Raw genomic sequence first — 22,141 nt, 5'->3', positions numbered from 1 at the left:
AATTTCAGATTCTAACCGTCGAAGCTTACTGTCCGTTTTTCCCATGCGACGCATAAATCCACGACATAAGATTTTGCTGACGCTGGTATTTATATCAACAAGCCCAGTCGTCATTGCAGCAACGATCGGCCTGATCAATCTGAATGACAACGTTCAGTTGTCAGCCCGCGAGTCTACCTGCGAAGTGATTGCTGACAAGTGTATCAAATCGTTCGAGCGGATGGGGGTTAGCGGTCTTCAGTCAAGTGCTTCCCGTTTGATTGCGGAAGACCCGACGATCCGCAGATTTACTCTTACACGTTTCGACGGTTTGAAGTTATGCGACGTCGTGGCACTAGATAACACATCGGCAGAGGAGACAATCCTTAGCCACTGGATTGACATGCCGAAGGTCGCGAACGACATCCTTAAAATGCCGGTACGTCGAAACGGCAAATTGTGGGTAACGATTGAAGCCGAATTTGCAGCCATCAGTTGGTTTCAAACAGCATCCGGAAAACTCCTCGCCATCATTGGGTTAGTGATGGGCGTCAATCTTATAACGTTTGGGTTGTTCTTAAAGCGCACCCTTTCTTTTATGGACCCGAAGAATGCAGTGCCCAAACGGGTCAGAAACACGTTAGACACAATCTCTAGTGGCATCGTTTTGTTAGATGCCGAAGCGAGGATTCTAGTAATTAATGATGCATTCGCCGCTCATGCGGAAAAATCGCGAGAGGAATGCATCGGGAGCACTTTGGATCAGTTCAAATGGAATGTTCCGGATGACGGTGTACTACCATGGCACCGGGCCTTTGAAACCAAAACGCCCTATATGGCAACCATCGAATTAGTTGGTAGAAACGAACAACTACAAATCTTTAATACCAATGCCACTCCCGTTTTCGATGCTTCCGATGCGCTGGCCGGCGTCCTCGTTAGTTTCGAAGACGTTACGCAAATCGAAGCGCAGCGAAAGGATCTGCTAAAAGCCTTCCGTGAATTGGAGTACAACAAAGAGCAGATCCGACGGCAAAACGAAGCGTTGAAGGAACTTGCATCGCGCGATGCTTTAACAGGCGCGCATAATCGACGAGCACTGTACGAGTTTCTGGATGACTGCTGGTGCAAGAAGGACGAAATGCCGAACGGTTTGATCGGCATGATGATGGATATTGACCACTTCAAAAAGCTGAACGACGTCCATGGCCACGCCGTGGGTGACGCTGTGCTTAAAGACTTTGTCAAAGTGTGTAAAGCTGCGTTGGGCAACGCTGGATTCCTGGGGCGATATGGCGGCGAAGAGTTTTGCGTCATCCTGCCTGATAGTACCTTGGAGGAAGGGCTTCAAGTTGCGGAACGGATTCGGATAGCGATTGAAACAAAATTAGCCATCCCATATGCGGTTACCACCAGTATAGGAGTGTCCTCCTCATTGCTAGGTGCCGCGACTGGGCAAGCGTTAATTGAAGAAGCCGATAAGGGACTATATGCTGCCAAGCATTCAGGACGTAACCAATCGCATGCATATTCCGCGGATGTCGAACAGTTGGCTCTGGAGCTGAACAGCAAGAACAAACTTGCTAAACTCGAGTTGCAGCGTGAAGACTTGCCGATTTCCTATCAGGCAGCGGTATCGTTGCATACGGCACTAATGTACAAGCATCCTGCAACGGCATTGCATTCGCAACGTGTTGCGGAGTTGGCAATCAGTCTAGCTCGAGGGCTACTAGGAGTTCGTGATCTGTACGTTCTCGAGATTGCTGCGTTGTTGCACGACATTGGACAGATTAGCGTTCCTGATAGGCTTCTACAGGCCGAAATGTCTTGCAACGTGGCAGCGCTGACAATCGAACATAAGCTCACGTTTTGCGAGAACGGTGTTTCCATTGTACAAGCGGCATTTCATTCGCAAGCGTTGACCAATGTACTTCGGTACCATCTGTGCCGGTTCGATGGTGTTGGAAGCCCGCCGGGTACACCGGTGGGGCTTGACCTGCCTATAGCGGCGAGAATCGTAGGACTTGTCAACGCTTACGATGAGCTCACCATGGGTGCTCACGGGTTGCAAGCGTTATCACCGGAGGAAGCCTTCCTGCGCCTCCAGCTGAGCTCCGGCACTCGTTTCGACCCAGATCTTGTGGAACGATTCTGCAACATGCAAGTGGGCTGGCGCATCGACAGTTCATTCTTGACCCTTGAACAGGACAATCGCCAAATAGTCGACTTAGGCCATCACCTTGAGCGAGCCATGTACGCGTTCGACACCGGGGACATCAATACCCTGAACCGTCGCTTGGAAATGATTGAATCAGTAGCCGAAGCGATCGAAATGCCACATATTGGTCGCATTGCCGGACAGCTTCGTCGGAACCTTGATCGAAAGACCGCTCGAGATCTTGAAGGAATGGTTCCGATGCTTCAAGACTTAATCGAATCCTGTGGCACAATCTTGCGGGCTTATCTCCGTAGCGTTGCCTCCCATAGTGAAGCGGTAACGAACGCTATCAATCACGACGTTGCCAGTCCAACACCTGTGATTTTATCTGACGTACTCACCGATACAAACAATTCTCCGCTCCAAAATATCTTCTCGGTTTAGACATTGTCCATCGCGTCAGATCCTTTGATGCAGGCTAGCTGCGCCATCAATTCTGTCGGCAATTAACGATCCTCTGCAATTCTCACGATTGGCTTGCGAATTGCTTTCCGTCCACAGTAGAGCTGTAAAGCTCTTCCATCTGTACAAACCAGTAGCGCCGACTCTTGAATGTCGGGCGGACGTTAACGATAGGTAGCAACGAAATGAGCGATGCGAAAAAAATCACTGACGAAGTAACTGTGGGCGGGCAACCTACGAAGGATGAACTAGCCAAGATTGCGAAGGACGGGTTCAAAACCGTCATTAATTTTCGCGAAGACGGCGAGGAGAACCAACCGATGCGCCCGACTGAGGAGCAGAAACTGGTCGAATCACTTGGCATGAGTTATTTGAGTTTGCCTGTCTCGATGAACGACCTTGGACCAGAAACCGTCGACAACTTTCGCGAAAAGTTTAAACAGCTGCCAAAGCCTGCATACGCTCACTGCGCTAGCGGAAAGCGAGCGGGCGCGATGGTTTTGATGAATATGGCCTGCGAAGCGAAATGGAGCGGCGAAGAAACACTTGAAAAGGCGCACGGCATGGGGTTCGAGTGTGACCAGCCACAACTGCGGGAATTTGTCGTGGAATACGTCAATTCACAACGGTAGCTACGGAAGTTTGGCATTAAGCCACATCGGGCTGATCGTCGCTCAGGCTCACCTCGTGGCCTAACTCTCGTAGTTTTTCTTGCAGCACCTGTTTAGCTGGTAAGTCACCGTGGACCAAGCGAATATGTTTGGGTTTCGAAGACATCTTCTGAACCCACTGGATTAGATCCGCTTGGTCTGCGTGAGCCGAGTAACCGGTGATGGTGTGGACCTGAGCCCGCACGTCGAACCGGCGATGGTCGAGATTTATAAACGGGCTGCCCTCTTGAATAATTCGTCCAGGCGTACCCGCCGCCTGATAACCGACGAACAAGATATCAGTTGACGTACGGTTGACGAAGTTCTTTACATAATCGATAACGCGACCACCAGTGATCATGCCACTGCCTGCGATGACGATCGCTCCACGGCGATTCTTTTTAAGTTTTTCCATGACGGCGATGTGATCCTTTGAATCATCGATCTCAATCAGGTTGTCAAAGATCAGCGGTTGCGAGTCGACATCAAGAACTTTGCGTGACTCTTCGCCCCAGTAGTCCTTCATTCGGTTGTAGACTGCGCCGAGTTTGATTGCGAGGGGCGAATCGACCAAAATACTAACGTCGGAAATCGGCGTTTTTTGGTTCGTCTTGCCGATGTCTTCCAAGATATAATTCATTTCGAACAGCAACTCTTGAGTTCGTCCTAACGAGAATGCGGGAATGATAGTCACTCCGGCGTTCTCCAGTGTTCTTTCCAAGATCGCCTTGAGTCGCAGCATCCGATGCTCACGGTCTTCATGCAGCCGATCGCCATATGTGCTTTCCAGCAACAAAAAATCGGCCCGTTCCGGGCTCTGCGGTGGATTCAACAGTGGCGCATGAGTCGAGCCGAGATCGCCGCTGAATACGAAGCGTTCGTCCTTTGAATCGACTTCGACGAACGCGCTCCCGAGCACGTGGCCGGCAGGGTGGAACCGAGCCTGTGCGGACTTAGATACATCAACCCATTGATCGTACTCGATCGGGCGCAACAAACGCTTGATCTCGCGAAGATAGCCGTCAATAACGTGACGCTTTCGTGAAATCCCGAGACTGATTGCGTCTTCCAACATTAACGGCAACAGTGCAGCGGTTGGAACAGTACAGTAGATCGGTTTGCGAAAACCGGCATCGAGCAGATATGGAATTCGGCCAATGTGGTCGATGTGAACATGTGTAACGATCAGCGATTCGATATGTTCAAGTGGAAAATCGATAGCCAAGTATAGATGATCATTATCGATATCACGGCTTTTTGGTTTGTCAGCATGTATGCCATATTTTTGTTTACGTGCTCTGGCATCTGTTCCTTGAAACATCCCGCAATCGATCAAGACGGATTCTTTGTCCGTTACAATCAATTCGTGACATGAACCAGTAACTCCCGTACGCGCACCGTGATGGATAACTTGCATTGAACCGCGGCAATCAGTTTAGAATGAAAGATGAACAATCGGAGTTACAGATTGTACAGCTATGGGGCGGGTTTAGGTATCACGCTTTCATTTTTCGAAGCCTTGCTGAGCTTCCAACGCATTTCCAGCGCAAGATACATGATTCCAGCGATTGCGCCGGGGATAAGATAATAAACAAGCCTAAACATAATCACGGCAGCCACGATGGGGACCCGAGCGGGCTCTGGTAGCATGCTCATCAAAACCAGCTCCAAAACGCCTATACCGCCCGGCACGTGCGTAAAGACCGTTACGATCATGGCCGTCAAGTAGCATACGAGCACGGTGCTAAAGTTAATTGTATCTGGTCCGGTCAAATTTGCTGGCAGTAGGACGTACAGAACTGCCGACGCGAGAACGAAATCGCCTGCAGACACGATCAGTTGCATAACAGACAGTTGCAATGGAGGTAGTGCGTACCTGTACGTCTTCCAGCGAATTGGTTTCCGAATGAAGAGCGAAGCAAGAAGGTACAGCCCGACAAAGGTTAGGAAGATCCAGCCCCACACGTGGTGATCTAGAATTAGCAATCCTTGTGTATCTTCAGGTAGCTTTATAGGCAGAACCGTGAACGCGATCCCAGCCAGCAGAAACATACCTAACCAGAAAGTGATCGAAAGAATTGAAACGAACGCGATGATCTCTACGGGTGAAAAACCCCAACGGCGATAGAGCCGGTAACGAACGAGCGAGCCGCCCAGCATCCAGCCAAAGACGTTACTGAATGCATAGCCGATGATTGCACCAAGCATGATTTTGCTAAGCGAAATCTTCTTGCGAAGGTAACGGACTGCAATCCAGTCGTAACCTGTTAATAGAAAAAAATTGGCGACTGTTAGGAGACCCGCGAGGACAATATTCTTGGTCGGAATCGCTAACAACTGCAATTTTACATCAGTCCACGAAATTGCCGACAGCTTCTTGCTTAGCATATAGAACGCTATGCATGTCACGAGCAAGATCAGGGAATATTTGATCAGATCGCCGAATCGACGCGTCAGGGTATCGGCCTGATCGGGCCGCATTTCTTCGCCACTCGCAGTCGTTATCGGTAGACGTTCCGCCGGGGGTTGGGGAGAAGAATCGTGAGAATTGACCAAGTCAAACTGCCTTTTGTACCGAATACGCTAACCGCTCTGCCCTCGATAGCAGATACCAGCAAGCCTGCAAAATGCTAAATTCGCGACATAAAAACTAAACCGAGCTACGACGCATTGTAGCATCGACCATCCTTCTGTCATGAGCACCTAAGTCGCCCTGCCACTGCAGGCTTTGTGGTTTAACGCTGCGAAATCGCCATGATTGGAGTTCGCCGCAACGCCTACAGCCGACAGTTTGTGATTGGTGTTTCTAAGATTGCCGACGCTCCAACCGCCTCCAGCTTTTCCATCGTTTCAATTACATCCTTACGACGCACCATTACTCGAACCGCGCACCATGATTCGTCCTCTAGTGACGAAATAGTTGGCGAGTTGTACCCCGGAGTGATTCTATCGACTTCCTCCAGATTCGCTTTCGGGATATTAAACTCTAGCAACGTGTAATCCCGCGCGATCACGACACCTTCCAACCGCCGTACAATCCTGTCCGCCGTTGCAAGATTCTTGCACAACGGGCTTTGAATCAGCACCGTCTCGTAAGTCCCGATGTCTGTCAAAATGCGTAGATCGTTTGCAGCCAACGTACTACCTGTCTCGACCAAATCGACAATCGCATCGGCAATGCCCAACGCTATCATGACTTCGACAGACCCGTTGAGGTTTACGATATGAGCTGACGCACCATGTTGCTTGAGGAACGTCTCCGTGACGACGGGGAAACTGGTGGCTATTCGTTTACCGTCTAACTCCTTTGGCGATTTTATCTCAGATCGCAACGGAATACAGAAGGAAAGCCGACATCTTCCGAAGCCCAACCGCATGCGCGTATCGACTTTTGCATTCGATTCCGCAATTAGATCGCTGCCCGAAATGCCAAGGTCGATGGCGCCTTCTTCGCATAAGACAGGAATGTCGTCTGCTCGCAAGAACGTAATATCGACTGGTAAGCCCTGTACTTTGGCGAACAAGGTCCGATCCTGGCGTCGAAACTGTAGGCCAGCTTGCTGCAACAGTGCGACGGAAAGCTCGCTAAGCCGACCTTTGCTTGGTATTCCAAGCCGCAAATTCGTTTCCGCCGATTCCATGCACTCTACTTCATTCAATTACAGCCACCCCCTCAGCTGCGTCCCACCAGCCGCTGACATCAGCGACTTTGACGCGAAACTAGGTTCGATGGCCTTAAACACGTTGTTTCCGGCGTCGATTTTGATTGAATTTGACCTATTCCGCAAGTCACCTCGTAACATGAACCCAACATGAAGGATCGCGGCGAACTACTAGAGAAATGAGGGCGATCTGGTCAGTTTTTCGTTCGCTTTAATGAATTCTACTTGGATATACGTTCTAATAGACGCTCCAGTACGACATCCAAGTCCTCTGATTCCGTTTCACCGTTCCCTCCCGGAGAGTTTCAAGTGAAGAAGACATTATTATCGGCCTTAGTCGCAGGTCTCGCTTTATCGTCAGCATCGATCGCGGCGGATCTTACCGAAGGCATGAAGCCAGGCGCGGCCAAGCTCGCTAGCGCCGGCCCAATTGCGTTCGCTCCAGACGGCGTTCTGCTGGCCGCCGATCCCAAAAGCGCTACGATCAATGCTTTCGCCACGGGTGACGTCAGCGATTCCGAATCCAAAGGATACTCGGTCGAAAAGATTGACGAAAAGATCGCTGCGGCACTCGGCACCAAGGCCAGCGAAATTCAGATCATCGATATCGCAACAAACCCTATCAGCCATACTGTTTACGCTTCGGTTAGTCGCGGTCGTGGCCCCGATGCAACTCCGGTTCTACTAAAGATCGCCGCCGATGGAACCGTTACCGAAGTCGACACGGCCGCTGTTCCGTCCAGCATGGCTGCGATACCGAACGCTGCCGAATCTAAAGAAGGCCAGCGCGGCAACCCTCGCAACGAATCGATTACAGACCTTGCTTACGTCGATGGTCAAATCGTTATCGCCGGTCTATCGAATGAAGAGTTCTCTTCGAACCTTCGCGCCGTAAACTTTCCATTCGCAGAAGTTTCTAAAGGTACCAGCGTCGAAATTTTCCATGGAGCGCACGGAAAATTGGAAACGAACTCTCCGGTGCGAACCTTTGCTGCCTGCGAAATCGGTGGACAAGAGCACTTGATCGCTGCTTACACTTGCACTCCACTTGTTAAGATCCCGGTCAAGGATCTTCAAGCGGGCAAAAAGATTCGTGGTACTACCGTCGCAGAACTTGGTAACCGCAACCGTCCACTCGACATGGTCGTCTATCAACGTGATGGTAAGAATTACGTCCTGCTAGCCAACAGCGCTCGCGGTGTTATGAAGATCACGATGGATGGTATCGACGCTGTAGAACCAATTGAAGCTCGTGTTTCCGAAACAGCGGGTCTTGAATATGAAACGCTCGATTACGAAGGCGTCGACCAACTTGACCGTCTCGACGAAAAGCACGCTGTAATTCTTCAAAAGTCGGCTGATGGCGCTGCGAAACTCGTGAGCATCGAGCTTCCTTAATCACTGCGCACTGTTCTAAGACCATTCTCCGAGGAGTTGAGCGACTTGTCGCCCAGCTCCTCGGCTTTCTAGCTTGGGAATCCTCTATGATTCGACAGACATCGTTTTTCGCAATGACGCTGGCCTTAGCTGCGTGTCTTTGTTTTTCAGCGAGCTCAGCACACGGAGATGGTCTAACCTTGAAGCTTGGCGAAGCAAGCGGCAACAAGACTGTCGAAGCTATAGGGTTTGATGAATCGCAATGGCTGGCATTGGAGCAGCAAGCAGATAAATCTTCAGACACTTTCAATCCGATCCGCCTGTTTGTTAAGCCCGAGACGACAACTCAGACATCGCTGCCTGCGGTGTTCGGCAAGTGTGAACTAGATTCGCAAACTAAAAAAGTTGTCTTCCAACCACGCTACCCTTTGCTGGAGGGCGTCCAATATTTAGCCGAACTGCGTTTTCCCGGCGAAGCTAAAGCCGCGGTGACCGCTGAGATCTTTACCGAAAAGCCTGTTTCGGTGCCGTCGACGAAAGTTATCCAGGTCTATCCAACAGCCGACGAACTCCCCGAAAATCTGCTCAAGTTCTATATCCTCTTCTCAGCTCCAATGTCCAGCGGCGAAGCTTACCAACATATCGAACTGGTTAGCGACGATGGCAAGCAGTTGATGAACCCGTTCTTGGAAATTGCAGAAGAGCTCTGGGATCCATCAGGCCGACGCTTGACGTTACTGCTGGATCCCGCGCGCGTCAAGCGAGGCCTCGTTCCTCATGAAGAAGATGGCGCGATTTTGTTCGCAGGCACAAAGTATCACCTCACAATCAAACACGATTGGCTCGACGCCACCGGTACGCCAATGACAGAGGACTTCAAGAAAACCTACAAAGCCATTACCAGCGATTACACTCAACCAAAGGTTTCTGATTGGCAAATCGTTGCTCCACCAGCTCATTCACGCGCACCTCTGGTCATTAACCTCCAAGAACCTTTGGATCATGCGATCGTCACGCGCGGCATTGAAGTTTTCGACTCTCGCAAGAAGCAGGTCGATGGCCATGTCAGCCTTTCAGAGAAAGAAAGCGTCTGGAGTTTTACGCCGACGAATGATTGGCCTATCGATGAGTATTCGCTAAGGATCAACGATCGTATCGAAGATCTGGTCGGAAACAGCATTGCTAAACCGTTTGAAGTTGATCGCTTCGATGAGATTGAATCTCCAGCACCGCGGCATGTAGAACTCCGATTCAACGTTGTCGCTCAGGCTGCGCAATAGCTCGTTAGGCAGTTTGCTAATCCACAGTTGCGCGGTTCCGAGCGAGCATCAACGCTTGTGTTGCCCAAGCGATTGTGGAAATGCGATGTGCATAACTTTCGGTGCCAGCCGGACGCGTCGTAGCATTCCAACTGCCATCTTCATATTGATTTCGCAATAAATATCTGATGCCTTCCGCGATTGCTTTTTGTGCTTGGATGTTATCGGTCGACGCTGATTTCAAAGCGAGGATGGCCAATGCCGTGTCGTAGATTTCCGGGGCAGCATTTGCATGTGGCCCCCAGCCTCCATCTTCACTTTGCGCCGCCACAATCTCGCTCATGTAACGCGAGACAAGCTTTTCCTCTTTAACGCCAGCCCACGACCAAGCCAATACCAGCGAACTCCGCTCGAGCGTATTGCGAGGCTCGGCCATTCCAAGCCAACTAACCCCGTTGATAATTGCAGCTTTGCTTTCCTTGCTGGCAGAAAGTTTTAGCAACCGGATAGCTTGACCGGTCAATAGAATTGGGCCTTGGGTGATAGGAGAAGCGAACGTCGATCGATCTTCGATTCGCCAAGCCCCGTCGTCACTTTGCTGCGCAACTAGCAACTGTGAGGCGTGCTCGACGGCGCCGCGAAATCGAGCGGGATCAGATTCGAACGCGAGAGCGAGTGTCGCTGCAAAATGTAAATTGGCAAGCTTCTGGTCACTCGCTTCCGGAAGCCCACGGTTCTTTTCCCAATGCGCCGGTTCCTCGAGCCATTGAAACGTAGAGCTTAAAATATCTGGCTCTATTTCTTTACCATCACGCTGGAGCATGATCAGCGCTCGAGCCCCGTCGCCCTGGTTGTGGCAAGACGCACATTTGTTCTCCGCAATCCAATTCGGAACTTCTTTAGCTAACAACTTCGCAGACCGATCGATCGCTTGCTCAAGTTCAATTTGAGCGTGAACGAACGGTTTCAACGAAATGGCAAGCAACAAAGCTAGAAAGCAATGATATGACATTTTTTCCGGAACGCTATATTTGCATGAAATGTGGTTTCTGACTTGATATGATAATAGAACATATTCAACAAAGTCAGATCGCTCACCGTTCTAGCGCAGTCGCGTGTTTAGTAGACCAACACAAATGTTTAAGCAAGCCTTTCAAATTGGTCTGATCGCGTTCGCCTCCACTATTGTAGCGGCACAAGAGCCACAAACGAACCGGCTAGCTTCCGAATCCAGTCCATACTTGCTGCAACACGCCAACAATCCGGTTGATTGGTATCCTTGGGGCGATGAAGCGATCGCGAAAGCAAAAGCAGAAGGCAAACTCATTTTTTTGTCGATCGGCTATTCGGCTTGCCACTGGTGTCACGTGATGGAGCGGGAGTCGTTTTCCGATGCGGAAATCGCGGCGTTCATGAACGAACATTTCGTATGCATCAAAGTGGATCGAGAAGAGCGTCCGGATGTCGATCAAATCTATCTGACTGCTGTGCAGCTTGTCGGTGGCAATGCTGGTTGGCCACTGTCGGTGTTCTTGACGCCTGACACCAAGCCCATTAGCGGCGGTTCCTACTTTCCACCGCATGACGGTGATCGCGGTTTTTCGGAAGGCTTTCTGTCCATCCTGAAAAAGCTTTCAACGGTTTGGACAGACCAGAAGTCAGAGGTGTTGGCACATGCCGATCGTGTTACGGAAGCTCTACTGGAGAATTTCAAGGCGGAAGGCGGAGACGAAACTGATCAGAAGGCAAAGCTGCTTCAGCGCTCGATTGCCGAGAAAACTTTGGAGCAGCTACATGAACAATTTGATGCTGAATTCGGAGGTTTCGGTGCCTCAGCCGCCGCCCCCAACCGTCCTAAGTTTCCAGAGCCATCGAATTTAGCATTCTTACTTGACGTCGCGAATCGCCAAGGATTTTCGCAAGCAGAACAGAGCACTGCGCGCGAAATGTTGATCAAGTCTCTCGATAGCATGTACTCTGGTGGCATCTATGACCAGATCGGCGGCGGCTTTCATCGATACTCGACCGACCGTTACTGGCGAGTGCCGCACTTTGAAAAAATGTTGTACGACAACGCACAGCTCACGAGTGTTTACGCGAGAGCGTACGAGCTGACGGGTCGTGAAGATTATCGTTGGGTTACGGAAGACATCTGCAACTTCGTCCTTTCCGAACTGAGCACGCCGCAAGGAGCGTTTTTTGCATCGATCAATGCCGACTCGGAGGGCGAAGAGGGCGCGTACTATCGCTGGAGCAAAGCGGACCTGAAAACGGTGCGAGATGGAAACGAGGCACTGCAGTACTATGCGTCAGCCTATGGGCTTGATGGCGACCCAAATTTTGAAGATCAATACTACGTCCCGCAACTCCGAAAAACTCTACAAGCCTTCGCCCAAGAGCAAGGCGTTACCGTGCCGGGTATTTTGGAAAGGTTTTCCGGACCGCGAAACGAGATGAAGCTGATACGCGAGCAACGCGAAAGACCTTCGACCGATACCAAGATTATTGCATCGTGGAATGGTCTTATGATTGGGGCATTGGCAGAGTCAGGAAGAATACTGCAGCGGCCAGAATTCGTTGAAGCGGCGGAGAAGTCAGCAAGTTTTGTGCTCGACAATATGCGAAATGACGCAGGATTGCTCAGCCGCACGTACACGACCGATGCTGCCGAGCTGGCGGGATATTTGGATGACTATGCCTTTGTCGTGTACGGTTTGTGTCAGCTTCACAAGGCAACATCCGAACCGCGGTGGCTTGACGAAGCGATCAAGCTGAATACGTTGCAAGCGTCGCTATTTGAGGATACTAAAACGGGCGGATACTATTACACCAGTCTCGCTCACCAGAATCTTATCGTCCGTTTTAAAGATCCAGTCGATGGATCTATCCCATCTGGCAACAGTGTGACTGCGGGCAACTTGCTGTACCTAGCGAAGCAATCTGACAGCGATGGCTACAGAGATTCCCTCAGGAGGCTGTTCGAATCGGAAGCCAACCTAATGACCGATTCGCCACTCGCATCCCCGCTACTCGTGACGCACCTACAGGAATGGCTTTCCACTTCTGGAGCTTCGAAATAGAGGTTCATTGAAACCTCCATTTGCTTGACCAGAATTTCGTTTCTCGCAATTTCTATATCGCTTTCGGTTTGATGAAGCGCGTGCTGTCCGTATAGGGACTTCGCCAACTTGGACACAAACTGGTTCCAATACTGAGGCGTGAAGCATCGAATATTCTTCTTCAAAAATTGCCCAACCAAAACGCTTGACGTAGCCCATCTGCACTTATATCTTAAGAATCTACGCTTAACTTCTTAAGCTTAGATGCCAGGGCACAATAACAAATGAGTACTTAATGACCGAACCAGATCAGCCAACGGACCGTGAGCTGGAAATATTGAATATTCTTTGGGATCGCAAAGAAGCTACTGTTAGAGAAGTGTATGAAGCTTTAGCTGTACGACTGCCGATCGTACAGAATACAGTGCAAGCCTTCTTGCGTGTTATGGAAGAAAAGGGACTTGTCGAACATCGTGTTGCTGGACGCACTTTCATCTATCGTCCGCTAATAAAACAAGATCGCACGAAGAAGCGTCTCGTGGCCGATTTGTTGCACCGGGCCTTCGATGGAGCGGTCGATCAACTCGTTCAAAGCGCTTTCTCTGCTAAGCGTCCGACAGAAGAGGAACTCCAAAAGCTAGAGTCGCTGATCGAGGAATTTAAGTCGAAGTCAAAAGATAAACGTTAGGGTAAGCTGCGATGTTGACTTACTTAATCTCTCAATATTGGTTTATGTACTTGTTAGGTACAACGACGATTCTTGGCATTGGAGCATTGGTAATTAGGTTTCTTGTTCAGCCAATCTACCGTCAACGGTGCGGTGAACTGACGCTATTGGTCACTCTTGCTTGGATAGCGTCCGCCGCGATTCCTATGCCGCGAATTATCAGCGCTTCCGACGCGCTGTTCGCCTTAAATGCATTTACAGAAGTGCCCGGTAATCGGGCCCTTAACATTGGCAGCTCCCCTTCTGACGCAGCGCCTGCCCCAACCGAACCTGTTGACGCGGCCACCTCAAGGCAAGCCGCCGACAATAGTTCAACAGCTATCTACCCTAAAACGTCGCTTCAATCGAATCCGACACAATCGAACGTCGATTTCAGCCAGGACAGCGAGACCCCACGCTCACATTTACTGTCATTGGTGATGAGCGTATTTTCGTGGCGACTGCTTTATACATTTTATGCGTTTGGTTTTATCGCCGCATTCGCATGGTTGATCGCTGGACGGGTGCTGCTCTTCAAGCTAATTCGCAAGTCGCAGCGACTCGGAACGGACCATCGTATCGTGACTGCCAGCTTACATAGTGCGCCCGCTCTTCGTCGGCTACTTCACAATGGAATTTTCGGTGTCAGAATTTTTGAATCGCCGCGATGTAGCGTACCATTCACCTTCGGCATTTTCCGGCCCGCAGTCGTACTTCCAAAGCTTCTCGATAACGCTCAATGGGAAGCGTCGCTTCCACATGCGCTGCGTCATGAACTGGCCCATGTCACGCGTCGAGACGCAGTAGGGCTGGCGATCTTCAATATCGCGCTTCCACTTCTCTGGTGTCACCCAATCTATTGGTGGATTCGCAGTTCAACCAAGCTTGCAATGGAGATGCTTGCCGACGAAATTGCCGCCAGCGCAAGTTCCAAAAGTTCCTATGCAGCAGAGCTGTTGTCGTTAGTAAAACAGCAGACCCGGGGACAACGCCTCATACTGGCTACGCTTTCTTTTTCAAGTGCACCAACGGCGTTCTATCGTAGAATTGAAAGTCTTTTGAAACGCCCATCGTCGCTTCAGACGAGACTAACGACCAAGCAAACTACGGGTTTAGCGATGACCACCATCTTGGTTGGGGTGATCTTTGTCGCTTTTTACGGTACTGGCGTCGATTCTACTAAATCTTCACCACCTTCGAATCCTTTTCCCGATGCTCAACTGATTGGTCAATGGAACGTCAATAATACTATCTCAACGTCACCGGCGACTCCTGCAGTAGCGATTGTTATACCAAAATCTCGTACGGTGGAAGTTCGCGGCAGTGTTTACGATACCGACCTAACACCGGCTGTTGGTGCAACAGTTTGGGCCGCCAGTGAAGGCACCTTCGCTCCGTTTCGCGAACGTGTCATTACGGATGGTGATGGTCGATTTGTACTGCAGCTTTTCCCAATCCCAGGCGACAAGGCAGTGTGGAAGCTAATAGCCGTGAAGGAAAACAGGTCCGTCAAATTCGACGCGGACCTTGCATGGATTTATGATCAGGAGCCTAAGCAGCCCGAGAGAATGGTCGCGCGTTTGCTAGAACGTAAATCAATGAACATCAAGATTCGATCAAAGGCTGATCGGTCGGCAATAAGCGACGCTAGACTCTACCTAAATGATGGACGCGTCTTAATTAGTGACAGCAACGGATTGATTGAGTTAGTCGCCATCGACGATCGTCCGATCAGCTTTACTATTTTCGCATCGGGACATCAGCGGCAGAGATTCAACGTCGAAAGCGTAAGTGCGGCAAACACCGACTTGAATGTCTACCTGCAACCTGCAACATCCATCGTTGGCACAGTGAAAGATTCTCGCGGTATGCCAATTCCGTTTGCGATGGTTAGTTCCATAGTGCAGGGCGCTTACCCTCAATTTGATGGTTTTGCGTGCCTCGCTGATGAACAAGGAAATTTCATATGGGACGGCATGCCCACCCAAGGCGGCCTACGATACTTGTTAGCCTCTACGCAAGGTTACGAAGCTCAAGCAACAGAGCCGCTTGCGTTAACTGACAGCAAGCCTGTAAAAGTCACTTTCGCATTACCAACCGATCCACCCAAAAGAAGCAGCGATTCGCACGCATATTTAAGCTTTAGTGCCCCCCCAAGAGGACGAACAATTGCAGGCTATATCCGTGGCCGAGTTGTCGATAGCTCCGGAAACCCAGTGAAAGATTTCCGTGTAATGGCGGGGCAACCGCGTCATTTCTCAAGTGCAGATCGTGTCCCAGGTTCATTGGCTCACCACATTGTGTCGCAAGGATTTTCGTTTACAGATGAAGATGGAAGATTCGAGCTCAGCGAGGACATCTATTCGGGACTCATATACCGCGTAACCGTTGATGGCTACGAGTCGGGTCGCATCGCGCTGGACCGAGTACAGGCTACAGACGACAAGGATCCAAGTTTCAACCTGTTCCAACTTACTCCGCCGGTTGATCTAAGAGTGTCAGTAGTGACAAACGATCGCACACCGATCGAAGGAGCCCAAGCGATATTGATAGATGATATCATCGAGTCAGATTATCTCCAATTTAATTGGGAATCCGACGAAGTTACTTCGCCGTTCGAAATGACGAATGTAGACGGAATCGCCGTTTTTAAAGACGCTCACATTCCTGAGGGCACGATTGCAATCAAAGCAGATGGTTACGCTCGAGGTCGTTTTGGTTGGCGTGACAACCAGGAACACTTTGAAATCGTTCTGCCACCGGAGGCAGTCGTTGCCGCCGAAGTACAAAGTGCACAAATTGTGAACTGGTCCGATGTTGGCCTTAAACTGACTGACATCTACGAAGGTAGCACTTATAACTCAACTTTGATTGGAGACGGCATTTTTTCAATCAAACAATTGCCTGCGAGTATGTATAAATGCGGACTCTATCTTGGATTCAATGAAATTCTGAATGCGGAGTTCGAGATCGCAGCGGGTGAAACCATCAATCTAAAATTCGAGCTGGATGCGGATTCGCCGAAGGCGACTTTGAAAGGTATCACTCGCAGCGAAACAACCGGCGTCGGCTCTGGTGCACTCTTGGTGAATGGCGTTAATTATAATGCGTTAACTTTCGATCAAGGATTTGCTTTGTTCCAGAAGTATACGCGTCGCGCTGATGCAAAAGAACTGACCTCGAATGAACTACGCGCTTCTTTGCTACGGTCTTCTGAAGAACTAAATGGGTTGAACAGTATCAAGGAAAAGGAAGCCATCGTAGCCACCTTGAAAGCGATGGCGAATGGAAACCTGTGGCCGAGAGGTGTGAAACTCTATGCACAGAGCCAGTTCGTCGGTCAAGGTCTAACGACTGGTCCAATTCTCTACCGAGTCTACATACCCCATCGTGGAGCCAATCCAAGTTCGCCGACACTGACGCTATCGATGGACTAGACGCGGCTTCTCGTATTCCGCACACCCTCGTCTTAAGGCTTAGCCACATTTCTTGGAGAGTGGACCGCATCCGCCCAAAGCCGCAACGCCACTCGTTGCGGTGTGTGTAAAAGTTCGTCTATAATTCAAATTCCAGTTCCGTCGCAGCTGGACTACTATCATTGATTGCTCACGCAAAAGGAATGCTCCGACTCATGCTTCGTATTGCCATCTACATGTTGTTAGCCACCGCATCAGTGATCTTTGTAAACTCAGGTGCTTCGCAGCTCTTGGGGCAGGAAGTAAAAGTTGAGCCGAACACGTATTTGGACAAACTACGGGCAGAACGCGATCAGATACAGAAAAATCATCAGGAGAGGTCTAAAACTGTAAAGCCTGGTACTCCCGACCTTGAGATTTTGAACGCGGTCAAAATATATGACTATCAAATTCAAAACGCCGAAGAATTGATTGCGAATGGCGGTGAATTCGGTGAAGTTGAATACGATAAGGCGATGGAGGCAATTCAGGAAGAATACAAAAAGAATGCTGATCGATATCTCGCGGCAACCAACGATAGGTTTAAAGAACAAATCAAAGGTGCCCAGTCGCAGTTTGCGAAAGACATGGCCGCAAACAACGAGCGGCACAAAAAGGCTACTATCGAGAATTTCCAAAAGTTTCAACGCAGCAGAGATCAATCCGATTTGACCTTCAAGTTTCGTACGAACACGGGAAAGATCTCTATGGTGCTTTGGAATCTACCTATGGATCAGAACCTTCATGAACGCCTGAGTACGATTGCAAATGTCCAACTTCTCAACGGTCAACAAGTTGTCTGGAATCGCAAGGGACTTAAGTTCAGCACAAAGGAAGCACGCAATGAACTGCAACTACCCAGGTTAATGTTCGATCGCGTTGTTATCGAAATCACTCGCTGGAAAGGTGAAGGCTGCGGGCTGGCAGAAGTCGAAGTGTTTCTTGGCGAAGAAAACATTGCATTGAAGCGCCCCTGTGAAGTTTCTAGCCTTGAGACTCTCCCAATGCACTTGGACGATCAACATGCACTTACGGACGGTATTACAGAACCGACAACTCTCGGCGAGGGCTATTGGATTCCGGAGGAAAAGACAAAATCAACGGTGACGATTCAATTGCTGGGCCAAAAGGTTGGTCCCATAACGCTCGATAGTTTACCCCTGCGATAGCTCGTCTAGTTTTTCAGCACGTCAATCTTTGCCTGAATACGCTTCTTCGCGCTGTTGCTTTTCGTGAGAGCGAGAATTTGTTCGTAAGTTTGAACAGCTTCTTTCACGTAGCCAAGCTTTTGATAGAACTCGGCCAACCACGTGAGCTCATTCTCCCGCGGCTCTTTTTGTTGCGATAGTTTTGCGGCGAACTCGTTTGCAACGCGAAATGCGTTTTCTTTCTCCTGCGCCTTATGCCATGTTTCAGCTGCTTGTTTTATGTAGTGTTCGGACAGCGAGCCAGTCGCTTCGGCCGCTTTTTTCTCCAGGCCGGCCGCGTCAACTCGAAACCGGTTGAAAGGATCTGTTTTAGCGGCTGATTCGGCGTCCAGAACTGGCAGTTTGATGCCTTTCTCGTCACAGATCACTTTAATTTGGTGATAGTATTTCGCCGCATCGTCATCGCGGGTGGCAAACTTGATAGCCAGTGCATAACACCTGACTGCGTCTTCATATAGCTCGACACTGTCGTACGCCTTGGCCAGCTTAGCACTCAGTTGCTCTTCGGGACGGTACGAGTTGTTGGAGCCGATTGAATTAATTGCTGATTCGGCACTTGGGCCTAAACGTTTCACTTCTTTGACTTCGCCAGCCTGCCCCCAAAGTTCGACCGTCTTCACCAGGTTTGCCGCGTTCGAATCGGCATCGTAGGTCTTTTGCGATGCATTTTCGATAGCCATAACACGATACTTATATTTCGGATCGAGCAATTTCTCGATCTCAGGTGTCGACTTGATTGATGCGTCCTCAGCCATCAAGGCAGAAATCTCAGTCTGAATCTTCTCAATATCGTACTCGCTTTTCGCAAGTTTCAATGATGCTACAAGATGGTTGACCGATTCCTGCATCAGCTTGGCATCGCGGTAAAGCGCTGCGAGCTTCGCATGATCTTGCTGCGCGGACGTATCCGTTTTACGTTTAAGCAATGTCGCCGCTTTATTGAGTGCCACGGCGGCCTTTTTCATGTCGTTGGCTTTAATCCAGCTTTCACCGGCTTGCATTAGATAGTGGAGCTGGGATGAATCGCCTCGTTTTGCTGATTCTTCATGCGTCTCTGCCTCTTTGCGATAAGATAGTCCCGGATCAAGCAAATCGCCCATGTCGTCATTTCTTTTACCGCCAGCGTCGCCATTATCGACGATCATGGCGTTCGCTGCATTTATTTTGTCCTGGAGATCTCGAATGGCATAAGGCTGCTTTTCAACTTTCAGGACCGATTTGTACACGTCAACAGCCAACTTTGGCTCGTCGAGCGTCAGGTATAGTTCTGCGGCCTTAACAAGGTCAAACGTGCTACTAGTGTCGGGTCGCTTGACTAACTCTTTGGTTGCACTAGAGAGGGCTGCCATCGCCTTTTGCTTCTGATCGGCTTTGCTCCAGCCGTCTGCTTCCATGATTCGAAAATTGGCAGCTCGATTTCCTGTAAGCTGCCCTGCGATCTCGGCAAATATCTCCGCCCCAGTTGCGGCGTCGCCGTTTTCAACAAGCAAAGTTGCCAAATCGGAAGCCGCGATTATATCAAGGCTCTCCTTGCGTGCTTTATGGACTTCCCGCAGTGCCTGCAGAACCTCCATCCGCTTCTTCGGGTTCAGTTGCACGTGCTCCCAAAACAGTTGCATCACACGTAGCGATGGTTCGTGATTTGGAGTCTCCGCCAGCTTCTGTTCAAAAGCTTCGGCAATGGCGTTTGAAGTCGACGTCGGGAGCGTCGTGTGCCATCTAATACTTGTACTCGTCTCGACACGCATCGACCAAAAGTCCGACTTTTGAGCAGATCGTAACACGGAATTGTAAAAATTGGCGCGAGCCTGTTCAATGGCAGTCGTATTCTTGCACGAATCTAATAAGAACATGTGCGCTTCGATTAGTTTTTCGATTGCTTCGTTACGCTCGAAAAGTGGAACTGCTGTTTCGTAGATTCTAGCTGTAAGAAGTCTGTCGTTTGAACGCTTGATGGCCGTTGCGAAGTAGTCTTCTGCTTGCAGCCACTGCTGTTTCTTCACGGCTTCGACGCCCGCTTTCAGTGCCTCATTGGCGGCAGCGGAATTGCCGGCCTGTGGGGCAACATTTCGATTGGCGGCAACAGCCGCTCGCGGTGTCGCTTGAGGCGGTTCGCCCGTGGGCCTGTTTCCAAGCTTAAAATGCGTGGCAAGCTGGAGAGCTATTGGGTCAAACGCGTCCCGTTTGATCACTCCTCCTTTGGTTTTCAAGACACCGATGGTTCGCTTCAATTCTGGTTCGACAACTTCGGCGAGCTTGGCCTCAAACGCTTCCGCCTGCATACCCAGCTCAGCAGCAACTGTTCGCAGATCCAGTTCATTCAAATAGCGGTTACTGACAAGCACGATCGGTTCGCCAGCTTGAGTCGGTTTCCCAATTCCAATCTCTTGCTTGGCAAGTGCCGCGAGATAAACTTTCGAATCGTCAACATACCATTTGTCAACTGCGCCTGGAGAGGGATAAAGTTGCAGGATACGCTCGCGTCCCTCGTATGCTTTATCGTTAGCCAAAACATGATTGCGAATCTCGTCTGCTTTCGAGATAAACCCACCGTAATGACAAGACATACAAGAAACGCCGTTAACCACTGTTCGCTCGGGTTGACGTGGATCGCTGACTATTTCTACTGGACCTCGGTCAATTCGTAAGCCAGAAGCATCCGTAAGCATAAAACCCAACATACCATTGGGCAGGTGAAAGATAATCTCGCCACCATCATGTGCGAAAGTCCCATCCGCTACTCCCGGCCCTATGGGGTTTTCGAACAAGTTCTTCCGACCAATGTTTTCAGCAAAGTCGTAGCTTTTCCAATAAGCTCCAAATACTGAATCGTGCCTCTCGATCAAACGATTGTTTTGCGATACGCCCGATCTGGCAAAACCAACTCGCAAAGCGCGCCCTTCCTCCAAATTCTTTTCAACATCAACTTGCAACAAAGCTTCCAGTTGCGCATCACTTACGGGTATTTGAGCGAGATCGTGGTAGAGTGGCGGTCGTGACGCTGTCGCAACAAACCAGTCGGCACGAATTAAAGGGATCTCACACTCAGTCGACAACCTCACGTTATAAGCGTCCCTTGATTCGAAAACCGTACCGTGAGGATAACTTGCAAGTATCTGCTCCCAAGTTTCTGGCGTCCACTTCAAGCTTCGGAGGTCGATGCGAAAAACGAACGGTTGCGATTTCAACGGTTGCAAACTGGCTAGCTTTCTGCCCCAGGATAGACTGTTGATCAGTTTTGCGAGCGCAACTCGGTACGTTTCGATCTCCTCGTCCGAAAGGCCCGAGTTCGCTAAATGAACAGCCGAAAAATAGCGGGCGGAAGCACGATCTCGCTCATTCAGCGATTTCAAATCGGCAGCAATCGATGCAAACACTTGCGCAGTTGAAATGAATGGCCGTATTTCTTGGGTGCCGGCATGAGGAGCCCCGGCTGCGATCCACGCCTGCACTTCCTCCATCTCTTCGCTGGAGGGCCGAGGCGATTCACCTTCGGGAGGCATCGGCGAATCTTTGGAATTCATCCGTTCGATCAACGGTGAACGTGCCGCGTCCTTCGGGACGACGTACCCAGAGGCAACGAGCTTTTCACGATCGAGTGCGAATCCAAAACCGCCTTCACTAGAATTATCTTCGCCATGACAGCGAAAGCAGTTCGCCTTCAGGATTGCTTGCGCTCGAGTTGCAAGTGCCGCCAACTCAGTCTGCGAAGAATCGCCGGCAGAATTCGCAGACACCGCGCCATTGGTTGCATTTGCCGCCTGCGCACTTGCGTCAGAACTGCGAGGAGTTGCGGCTTGTGGCGTAGCCTGCTGTTTGAGGTATTCTTGATCTGCCGCCGACAGCTTGGCAATCGGCACCGATGTGATCGTTCCATCCTTCTTCTCAAGGATTACCTTATCACCGCGGACTGCCACAAGATCAGCTTCGATGCGGTATTTTCCACTAGCGTCCGACCACTCTCGTGCAAAGCTCTGTCCTTGGAACAGCGTTAAAAGAGTTGTCAGTATCCAGAATCTGTACTTTTGCATTTCCAGCCGCCTCAAAACAATATGCAAAACAAAGCGATGCAACATTTTAAGCGATCGCGTCGTCGTATGCCACATCGGTCTGGCAGTTTATCTTGACCGGCGTCAACAGTGACTCACAAGGAGGCTCGCAACCTG

At 50.1% G+C, this 22,141-nt stretch carries 13 protein-coding genes; 8 read left to right on the top strand and 5 right to left on the bottom strand.

Going from position 1 to position 22,141, the window contains the following annotated elements:
• Nucleotides 1–43 precede the first annotated feature (43 nt).
• Together SH451x_RS10905 and SH451x_RS10900 are read left to right on the top strand one after the other, a co-directional pair.
• Nucleotides 44–2,581 (top strand): bifunctional diguanylate cyclase/phosphohydrolase, encoded by a 2,538-nt coding sequence (locus SH451x_RS10905; protein ID WP_479362489.1) that lies wholly within the window; start codon nucleotides 44–46, stop codon nucleotides 2,579–2,581.
• 203 nt (nucleotides 2,582–2,784) lie between these two features.
• Nucleotides 2,785–3,231 carry a protein tyrosine phosphatase family protein gene (locus SH451x_RS10900; protein ID WP_479362488.1) on the top strand — a complete coding sequence of 149 codons (447 nt, stop codon included), beginning with the start codon at nucleotides 2,785–2,787 and terminating at the stop codon, nucleotides 3,229–3,231.
• A 16-nt stretch (nucleotides 3,232–3,247) separates the two neighbouring features.
• On the opposite strand, the gene SH451x_RS10895 is transcribed toward SH451x_RS10900, so the two are convergent.
• The 3 genes from SH451x_RS10895 to hisG all read right to left on the bottom strand — a co-directional run bounded on the left by SH451x_RS10895 (nucleotide 3,248) and on the right by hisG (nucleotide 6,890).
• Entirely contained in the window at nucleotides 3,248–4,666 is a 1,419-nt protein-coding gene (locus SH451x_RS10895) for an MBL fold metallo-hydrolase RNA specificity domain-containing protein (protein WP_479362487.1), read from the bottom strand.
• 59 nt (nucleotides 4,667–4,725) lie between these two features.
• On the bottom strand, nucleotides 4,726–5,805 hold the full coding sequence (locus tag SH451x_RS10890; protein ID WP_479362486.1) for a lysylphosphatidylglycerol synthase transmembrane domain-containing protein: 1,080 nt from the start codon (nucleotides 5,803–5,805) through the stop codon (nucleotides 4,726–4,728).
• A 221-nt stretch (nucleotides 5,806–6,026) separates the two neighbouring features.
• Nucleotides 6,027–6,890, bottom strand: coding sequence for an ATP phosphoribosyltransferase (hisG, locus tag SH451x_RS10885; protein WP_479362485.1), 864 nt, complete (start codon nucleotides 6,888–6,890; stop codon nucleotides 6,027–6,029).
• Between the two features lie 330 nt (nucleotides 6,891–7,220).
• On the opposite strand from hisG, the gene SH451x_RS10880 reads away from it, so the two are divergent.
• Nucleotides 7,221–8,309 (top strand): hypothetical protein, encoded by a 1,089-nt coding sequence (locus SH451x_RS10880; RefSeq protein WP_479362484.1) that lies wholly within the window; start codon nucleotides 7,221–7,223, stop codon nucleotides 8,307–8,309.
• Nucleotides 8,310–8,395: 86 nt separating this feature from the next.
• Complete coding sequence (locus SH451x_RS10875) at nucleotides 8,396–9,568, top strand: hypothetical protein (RefSeq protein ID WP_479362483.1); 1,173 nt, start codon at nucleotides 8,396–8,398, stop codon at nucleotides 9,566–9,568.
• Nucleotides 9,569–9,584: 16 nt separating this feature from the next.
• Here SH451x_RS10875 and SH451x_RS10870 read toward each other — a convergent pair whose 3' ends face one another.
• On the bottom strand, nucleotides 9,585–10,559 hold the full coding sequence (locus tag SH451x_RS10870; protein ID WP_479362482.1) for a prenyltransferase/squalene oxidase repeat-containing protein: 975 nt from the start codon (nucleotides 10,557–10,559) through the stop codon (nucleotides 9,585–9,587).
• A 124-nt stretch (nucleotides 10,560–10,683) separates the two neighbouring features.
• Between SH451x_RS10870 and SH451x_RS10865 the strand changes: the two genes are divergently transcribed.
• The 4 genes from SH451x_RS10865 to SH451x_RS10850 all read left to right on the top strand — a co-directional run bounded on the left by SH451x_RS10865 (nucleotide 10,684) and on the right by SH451x_RS10850 (nucleotide 17,936).
• Nucleotides 10,684–12,627 carry a thioredoxin domain-containing protein gene (locus SH451x_RS10865; protein ID WP_479362481.1) on the top strand — a complete coding sequence of 648 codons (1,944 nt, stop codon included), beginning with the start codon at nucleotides 10,684–10,686 and terminating at the stop codon, nucleotides 12,625–12,627.
• A 274-nt stretch (nucleotides 12,628–12,901) separates the two neighbouring features.
• Complete coding sequence (locus tag SH451x_RS10860) at nucleotides 12,902–13,294, top strand: BlaI/MecI/CopY family transcriptional regulator (RefSeq protein WP_479362480.1); 393 nt, start codon at nucleotides 12,902–12,904, stop codon at nucleotides 13,292–13,294.
• Nucleotides 13,295–13,305: 11 nt separating this feature from the next.
• Nucleotides 13,306–16,749, top strand: a complete 3,444-nt coding sequence (locus tag SH451x_RS10855; protein WP_479362479.1) for a M56 family metallopeptidase — start codon at nucleotides 13,306–13,308, stop codon at nucleotides 16,747–16,749.
• Nucleotides 16,750–16,943: 194 nt separating this feature from the next.
• Complete coding sequence (locus tag SH451x_RS10850; RefSeq protein ID WP_479362478.1) at nucleotides 16,944–17,936, top strand: hypothetical protein; 993 nt, start codon at nucleotides 16,944–16,946, stop codon at nucleotides 17,934–17,936.
• Nucleotides 17,937–17,941: 5 nt separating this feature from the next.
• Here the strand turns inward: SH451x_RS10850 and SH451x_RS10845 are convergent, their stop codons facing one another.
• Complete coding sequence (locus SH451x_RS10845; protein ID WP_479362477.1) at nucleotides 17,942–22,006, bottom strand: SHD1 domain-containing protein; 4,065 nt, start codon at nucleotides 22,004–22,006, stop codon at nucleotides 17,942–17,944.
• Nucleotides 22,007–22,141 lie beyond the last annotated feature (135 nt).

The organism is Njordella aestuarii (assembly GCF_056494165.1).
Note: the sequence above shows the minus strand (reverse complement) of the source record. Positions and strands in the feature narration are given on the sequence as shown.

Excerpts from the sequence above, each read along its gene's own strand:
- SH451x_RS10905 (WP_479362489.1), top strand. The coding sequence starts at position 44 with ATGCGACGCATAAATCCACGACATAAGATTTTGCTGACGCTGGTATTT.
- SH451x_RS10900 (WP_479362488.1), top strand. The coding sequence starts at position 2,785 with ATGAGCGATGCGAAAAAAATCACTGACGAAGTAACTGTGGGCGGGCAA.
- SH451x_RS10895 (WP_479362487.1), bottom strand. The coding sequence starts at position 4,666 with ATGCAAGTTATCCATCACGGTGCGCGTACGGGAGTTACTGGTTCATGT.
- hisG (WP_479362485.1), bottom strand. The coding sequence starts at position 6,890 with ATGGAATCGGCGGAAACGAATTTGCGGCTTGGAATACCAAGCAAAGGT.
- SH451x_RS10875 (WP_479362483.1), top strand. The coding sequence starts at position 8,396 with ATGATTCGACAGACATCGTTTTTCGCAATGACGCTGGCCTTAGCTGCG.
- SH451x_RS10870 (WP_479362482.1), bottom strand. The coding sequence starts at position 10,559 with ATGTCATATCATTGCTTTCTAGCTTTGTTGCTTGCCATTTCGTTGAAA.
- SH451x_RS10865 (WP_479362481.1), top strand. The coding sequence starts at position 10,684 with ATGTTTAAGCAAGCCTTTCAAATTGGTCTGATCGCGTTCGCCTCCACT.
- SH451x_RS10860 (WP_479362480.1), top strand. The coding sequence starts at position 12,902 with ATGACCGAACCAGATCAGCCAACGGACCGTGAGCTGGAAATATTGAAT.
- SH451x_RS10855 (WP_479362479.1), top strand. The coding sequence starts at position 13,306 with ATGTTGACTTACTTAATCTCTCAATATTGGTTTATGTACTTGTTAGGT.
- SH451x_RS10850 (WP_479362478.1), top strand. The coding sequence starts at position 16,944 with ATGCTTCGTATTGCCATCTACATGTTGTTAGCCACCGCATCAGTGATC.
- SH451x_RS10845 (WP_479362477.1), bottom strand. The coding sequence starts at position 22,006 with ATGCAAAAGTACAGATTCTGGATACTGACAACTCTTTTAACGCTGTTC.